At 63.2% G+C, this 2,369-nt stretch carries 3 protein-coding genes; 1 reads left to right on the top strand and 2 read right to left on the bottom strand.

The window, feature by feature from the left end:
* Together BG35_RS0109250 and cynS are read right to left on the bottom strand one after the other, a co-directional pair.
* The coding region (locus BG35_RS0109250; RefSeq protein WP_025782596.1) for an ATP phosphoribosyltransferase regulatory subunit at window positions 1-1,029 on the bottom strand (1,029 nt) is incomplete at its 3' end.
* Window positions 1,030-1,080: 51 nt separating this feature from the next.
* On the bottom strand, window positions 1,081-1,518 hold the full coding sequence (gene cynS / locus BG35_RS0109245; RefSeq protein ID WP_236619846.1) for a cyanase: 438 nt from the start codon (window positions 1,516-1,518) through the stop codon (window positions 1,081-1,083).
* A 105-nt stretch (window positions 1,519-1,623) separates the two neighbouring features.
* Here cynS and BG35_RS0109240 point away from each other — a divergent pair.
* Window positions 1,624-2,369, top strand: a 746-nt coding sequence (locus BG35_RS0109240) for an AAA family ATPase (RefSeq protein ID WP_051506241.1), incomplete at its 3' end; no start/stop codon positions are given.

Below are 2,369 nucleotides of genomic sequence, written 5' to 3'. Positions count from 1 at the left end.
GGACAACGTCACCCTGCGGTCTTGCAGGAGTCTGCGCAGACGCTCCACCTTGAAACTGAAACCGGTGCCACTGGCATCCCGGTCTCCGGGGGCAAAGTGCCTGAGCAGGCGGTTGTAGCGGCCGCCGGTGGCAACCGGCGCCAGGGCATGGGACCCTTGGCAGACCAAGCGCAGCACAACCCCGTCATAGAAGGTGAAGGTGGGCAGAAAGGTGGGGTCCAGTTGCAGGCGAACGCCAGCCTGACGGGCCCGTTCCGTAATCAGTTCCACCAGGGCCCGCAGTTCCTCCACGGCGGCAGCGCTGGAAAACGCTGACAGCCTTTCCAGTACGGCGCCCGGCTCCCCCCGCACACTCAATAACCGTCGGGCTTGCTCCCGATCCGCGGCCGAGAGGTCCAGGGCCTGAAGTTGCAGGATGTCGTAGCGGCTCAGGGCCTGGCGCAGACCAGCCTGTTGATGGGTGGGGAAATTCGCCAGAAGGGCTGCAAACAGGGCGCTGTGGCCCAGGAGCAGGGTGGGCTGGTGATCCGGGTGGAAGGGCAACTGACGGCAGGCGTCCAGCAGGATGGCCACCAGTTCCCCGTCCCCTGCCAGCCCGGGAGCGCCAATGAGTTCAATGCCGCTCTGCAGTTCCTCCTGGACCCGCTCATGGCCGCCCACGTCTTCCCGTTGGAACACATTGCCCTCATACCAGAGGCGCAGGGGTCTGGGCAGGCCGGCCAGACGGGTGCAGGCGGCTCTGGCCACACTGGCGGTGATTTCCGGGCGGAGACCCAGGGCATCCTGGCCGGCCACCCTGAGCAGGACGTTGCCGTCAATGGCGCCGGCTGCCGCCAGGGTGTCCAGTCGCTCAATGGTGGGAGGGGCCAACTCCTTGTAGCCCCAGCAGCGATACACCTTATGCAGTTGACCGCAAAGCCAGCGGTTGTCCCGCACGTCCTGGGGGAGCAGGTCCCTGGCGCCCCTGGCAGGCTGGCGGCTGACCTCCTCGCTGCCCTGGGGGGCAGAGCGTTCTTGCCAAAGGACCATGGGAAGTGGAGGTCTGGGGTGGATGCTAACGCCCCGCGGGCCACCATCCCCTCACCACTTCTTGTAGGGCAGGAACTTGCCGCAGAAGACCACCTTGACCCGATCTCCCTTGGGATCCTCCACCTTGTCCACATGGAGGGTGAAATCAATGGCGCTCATGATGCCGTCGCCAAATTTTTCCTGAATCACGTCCTTCATGGGCAGCCCGTAAACCTGCATGATTTCGTAGAAGCGATAGATGAGGGGATCGGTTGGCGCCTCGGGATCCAGGCATCCCTTGGTGGGATAGCGGGTCAGAAACGCCACGGCATCCTCCCCCAGGCCCAGGGCCTGGCAGAGCTTGGCCGCCTCTTGCGGTGATGCGCTGGCCTGCCCGTACAGCATGGCCGCCACACACATCTCGTCCAGCCCCACATGGGACGCCAACTGGGCAAAGGTGAGACCGGAGGCGGCCTTGGCGGCGAGCAGGGTTTCGGTCATGGGAGCCATGGCGTTGAGGAAAACCATGGGGATCCTCCACTGCCCAGGCCAACGGTCCCGTTGCCTTGGTTACCGTTATCCATGACGCACGAACCGCCTGTGCCCCTGACTCGCGTGGAACTGGAGCGCTTTACCGCGTTCACGCACCTGGATCTGGAGGTGTCGCCCGGCATCAACGTCTTGATCGGCGCCAACGGCACGGGCAAGACCCATCTGCTGAAGGTGTGCTATGCCGCCTGTGAAGCCTCTGATGGGCACGGCAGCCCGTTCTCCGAGAAACTGGTGCGCGTGATGCGGCCCTCCGGTGACGCGCCGGGGCGTCTGGTCCGGCGCAGCGGGGGCAATTCCAGCACCACTGTCACGGTCCACTGGGGTGACAGGAAGCTGGCCGCCACGTTCTCTCGTGACGACCACCCCGCAGACAACCCTGAAAGCCGGCGGTTCTCCAAGCCAATCCGGAGCGTTTATATCCCCGCCAAGGAGATGCTGGCGAATGCACCCGGATTTTCGTCGCTTTATGCCGCACGGGAAATTCATTTCGAAGAGATCTATAAGGACATCCTGGATCGTGCATATCTTTCCAAGCTGCGGGAACCTGGTCAGAGAAGAAAGCAGTTGCTTGAGAGCCTCGGAAACGTGATCGGTGGCAGCATCAACGTGAAGGGTGAGGAATTCTTTCTCAGCGATCACAGCGGAGACCTGGAATTCATGTTGCTGGCTGAGGGAATGCGCAAGCTGGGGCTGCTGTGGCGGCTCATCCAAAACGGAGCCGTGGGGAAGCTGGAGGAGAGTCGTGCCTTTTCCGTCGGCTGGGATGAGCAGTCCATCCTCTTCTGGGACGAGCCGGAGACCAACATGAA

Source organism: Candidatus Synechococcus spongiarum SH4 (assembly GCF_000586015.1).
Classification (GTDB): Bacteria; Cyanobacteriota; Cyanobacteriia; order PCC-6307; family Cyanobiaceae; genus Synechococcus_B; species Synechococcus_B spongiarum_F.
The sequence above is the reverse complement of the archived record's forward strand: the minus strand, read 5'-3'. Positions and strand labels throughout refer to the sequence as shown.